Origin of the sequence: Geobacillus sp. LEMMY01, from assembly GCF_002042905.1 — a bacterium.
Taxonomy (GTDB): Bacteria; Bacillota; Bacilli; order Bacillales; family Anoxybacillaceae; genus Geobacillus; species Geobacillus proteiniphilus.
Map to the genome: position 1 here is coordinate 1 of NZ_MVKA01000071.1, position 3,887 is coordinate 3,887.

The 3,887-nt window shown below is 49.6% G+C and carries 5 protein-coding genes and 1 pseudogene; 4 read left to right on the top strand and 2 right to left on the bottom strand.

The features are described 5' to 3' along the window. Together B1A75_RS19080 and B1A75_RS19085 are read right to left on the bottom strand one after the other, a co-directional pair. Positions 1 to 295, bottom strand: a pseudogene (locus tag B1A75_RS19080) (IS4 family transposase); the annotation flags it as partial. A gap of 207 nt (positions 296 to 502) precedes the next feature. Then, positions 503 to 964: a Uma2 family endonuclease gene (locus B1A75_RS19085; protein ID WP_074043686.1), complete on the bottom strand. Its 462-nt coding sequence runs from the start codon at positions 962 to 964 to the stop codon at positions 503 to 505. A gap of 135 nt (positions 965 to 1,099) precedes the next feature. On the opposite strand from B1A75_RS19085, the gene B1A75_RS19090 reads away from it, so the two are divergent. From B1A75_RS19090 to B1A75_RS19110, 4 genes are all read left to right on the top strand, one after another. Beyond that, complete coding sequence (locus B1A75_RS19090; RefSeq protein WP_079936718.1) at positions 1,100 to 1,675, top strand: Uma2 family endonuclease; 576 nt, start codon at positions 1,100 to 1,102, stop codon at positions 1,673 to 1,675. A gap of 403 nt (positions 1,676 to 2,078) precedes the next feature. After that, positions 2,079 to 3,005, top strand: a complete 927-nt coding sequence (glsA, locus tag B1A75_RS19100; protein ID WP_074043698.1) for a glutaminase A — start codon at positions 2,079 to 2,081, stop codon at positions 3,003 to 3,005. A 13-nt stretch (positions 3,006 to 3,018) separates the two neighbouring features. Next, positions 3,019 to 3,423 carry a cytosolic protein gene (locus tag B1A75_RS19105; protein WP_074043684.1) on the top strand — a complete coding sequence of 135 codons (405 nt, stop codon included), beginning with the start codon at positions 3,019 to 3,021 and terminating at the stop codon, positions 3,421 to 3,423. A gap of 157 nt (positions 3,424 to 3,580) precedes the next feature. Then, a partial coding sequence (locus B1A75_RS19110; protein WP_254866672.1) for a DUF6444 domain-containing protein occupies positions 3,581 to 3,887 on the top strand: 307 nt, incomplete at its 3' end.

Here is a 3,887-nt window from a genome sequence, read left to right on the forward strand (position 1 = left end):
AMTTGGAAATGATCAACGCCAACAAGCGTTTCATGATGTCATAGGGAACTTCTTTCGCTTTCTTGGATACWGTKGAATAATGGAATCGCGGCAATCCATACAGAGGCCCCACGTCAGCTCCATGGCGAAAGCTTTTCCATTGATGCATGGCGGCCAGCAGGAAGAAGTGAATCAACTCGCGCAACGTAAAGGTTCGAGACGAATCACGATACCCAACCGCTTCGGCAATCAGTTGAATCTCTTCATCCGAAACAAGTTTTTGCATCAAATTCGGGAGTGTGGTATGCTTGTTCATAGTGAGCACCTCCTGGGTTTGTTTGTGTCGTTACTCACATTCTACAGGAAAGGTGCTCTTTTTTCTATACCCTTTGGATTTTATTGGATAATCAACACGCCTGCCCGCTAAAGAACTCGTTTCAAGCTGAGAAATCTTGCGCCATCGACTTGTCTTCCCCTGCAAAAACCGCCGATGGAGCGAAAAGAATCGTTTTTCGCCGGCCTTCTAAACACCTTGGAAAACGAGCGCGGTGTCAATCGTTCCGATAACAGAATCGAACGTTTCTCCGCAGGCGATGATCGTCTCGGCGTATCGATCATTTTCGAGTGTGCACTGACGGATCGTTTTGTTGTATGGGTCGGCGATCCAGTATTCTTCCACTCCGTAGGCGCAGTACAAATCTTTTTTCAGCGTCACATCGATTTTGTATGTTGACGGGCTGACAACTTCGATGACGATGAGCGGCCGCCCCTTATAGCCGCCGATGATTTTTTCCGGCCGTTCGCAATAGACAGCGACATCCGGCTGGATAAACTCGTTCATCACTTTTCCGTTCTTTTCGAGTTTCACGGACAAGTTTGAAATCGGTTGACATTGGCTTTTTCCTTTGATCATGGAAACAAGATTGTCGCAAACGATTTGATGTTCCCATGACGGGGACGGGGACATGTTGATGGCTCCTTGCATGCTCCTCACCTCTTTTTCATTATACTTGAAACTGTTCTCCCTTGCCTACAACGGGTTGTTGAGAAAAAGAAAACGCTAGGTTGCCAGGTGGTATTCAAGTATACTAAAAGAAAAAGGGGAAAGGAGGCTGTTTTGATGCCGATGCCGGAAAAAGGGCAGCCGTTCACCTATGCGCAATATATGATGCTCGACGAAGATGTACGCTATGAGGTCATTGACGGCCAAGTCTTCAACATGTCCCCCGCTCCGACGCCGAAACATCAGGCGGTGCAACGTGAATTGTTGGTGGAATTTGCGGCCTATTTGCGGGGGAAAGAATGCACCGTATTTGGCGCTCCGATTGACGTTTGTTTGGCGGAGAGAGATGATCCGGAACAAATTCGCGAATGGGTTGAGCCGGATCTTGTCGTTGTCTGCGACAAAAGCAAAATTCGCGAAAACCGAATTGTTGGCGTGCCGGATCTCGTTGTGGAGATTATTTCAAAATCGACGGTGCGCAAGGACAAAATTGTCAAATTTCACCGTTACGAGCGGGCAGGGGTGAAAGAATATTGGATTGTCGATCCGATGAATGAGACGATTGATGTCTATGTGCTGGAAGAAGGGAGATTCCGCCATCAAGGAATGTACGTCCGCGATGATACGATTCCTGTCCGCATGTTTCCCGGATTTGCGATCGAATTGAAAAACGTGTTTCCTGAAGAAGAATAAGAAAAACAGTTGCAGCAGGCCTATATAGATGCAATTTAAAGCTTTAACATTTTTCGTTTTTACCGGTCATTTCATCCGACTGTCGAGTGACCGAACAACACCGCTTCCAGACCCATGAATGGGTCTGGAAGCGAGTCGTTGTTCGGTCTTCCGTCACGCCTTAGCGTGACGGAGGCAAGCCATAGGCTTGCCTTCGACAGTCAAAAATGGATGAGCCACTTTTCCGTCAAGGATATGTTAAACGATTTCGTTGCATCTATATAGGTTGCTGCCTTGAGGGGAGCGGGGCGGTTTTTTGCCGGCGGTCCGCTTGGCGAGGGCAAAGCGCCCCCGTCGGAAACCGCCGCTGTTTGAATCGTTTGGGCATAGAAACGGAAAAAATAGGCGATACTAACCATCGGTGATGCTTGTGTACAACCAAGAAGAACTGGTCCGCTTTGTCGAAGAAGCGAAGCAGTACGCCCGCAGCGGCAAAGTGGCCGATTACATCCCCGCCTTGGGCAAGGCCGATCCGAACGAGCTGTCCATTGCGATCTACACGCCGGATGGGCGGGTCGTGGATGCTGGCGATGTGACAGTCAAGGTGACGCTGCAAAGCATTTCCAAAATTATTGCGCTCGCCCTTGTGCTCATCGACCGGGGCGAGGATGAGGTGTTCCATAAAGTCGGCATGGAGCCGACGGATTATCCGTTTCATTCCATTGCCAAATTAGAGGAAAAGCCTGCCAAGCCGCTGAATCCGATGATTAACGCCGGCGCGCTTGTCGTCACGTCGATGATTCAAGGCGGATCGGTGTCCGAACGGTTGGAACGGCTGTTAGCGTTCGTCCGCCGTCTCGCTGGCAACGAACGCATCTCGTACTCCGACGAAGTGGCCCGCTCCGAATTTGAAACAGCGTTTTTAAATCGTTCGCTTTGCTATTTTCTAAAGCAGCACGGGATGATTGACGAAGATGTCGAAGAGCTGATGGAATTGTACACGAAACAGTGCGCCATCGAAATGACCTGCATTGATTTGGCGCGCATCGGCTTGGTGCTCGCGCTTGACGGACGCGATCCGCATTCGAGTGAGCCGCTCATGCCGCTTGATGTCGCCCGCATTTGCAAAACGTTCATGGTCACGTGCGGCATGTACAACTCATCAGGTGAATTTGCCATCAAAGTCGGCATTCCGGCGAAAAGCGGCGTCTCGGGCGGCATTCTCGCCGCCGTGCCCGGGCGGTGCGGCATCGGCATTTTCGGCCCGGCTCTCGATGATAAAGGGAACAGCTTGACCGGGGTGAAACTGCTCGAGCGGCTCTCGAAAACGTATTCATTAAGCATTTTCTAAGGAGGAAATCACGATGAAAACATTTACGGTTCAGTTTCACCGCGAAGACGACGTCGAAGCGATGAACGTCGGCAAGTTGAGCCCAGAAGAGTTTGACAAGGCGACCGAAGGCGGGACGCGGCATCTGTTTGACCTCGACACGAACATCGGCTATTTCGTCTTTTTTGACGCCGAGGACAACGAAGGCAAGGTATCGTATTTAATGCTTCAATACGAAGAAGACAACGAAGACCCGAGCGCGTGCTACAGCTTTGAGCTGAAAGACTTTTACGAATTTATGGCGCTTTACTTAAACGATCTTGAATTCGCCGACGAAGAAGAAATGGCGGAAGACGGCGAGGAAGAATACGGTCCGATTCACCATTTGGCGCATTTGCTTTACCATATTGTCGAGGAAGGAAAGACGATGGAGGTGTGAGGCATATCCCAAGCAGAACGGCTTGGGGTTCTTTGTTTATATGACAAAAAAGAATGTAACTATTCAGCCCGTACATAGAAAAAATTTACGAGAGCCGGTTTGTTCGTACCTTCCTTGTCTATACTAATTACCATCATAGACATGGGAGGTGAACACAATGGCAAATGTTGCTTTTGGCTTCCAAGAAGCGGTCTTCACACTCGAAAGCATGGTGGCAAACATCGAACGTCAAGCACAGACCATCGAAAAACTCATCAACGAAAATAAACAGTTAAGACAAGAAAACCAGCAATTGAAAGCACGTATTGCAGAATTAGAAGCCCGTACGAAAAAAAACAGTACGAATAGTCATTTACCGCCGTCCTCTGACCGGTTTGGGGCGAAATCTCCTTCTCGCCAACCGTCGGAGAAACGGCCGGGAGGACAGCCAGGGCACCAAGGAACGACGCTCCGCCCAGCAMCGA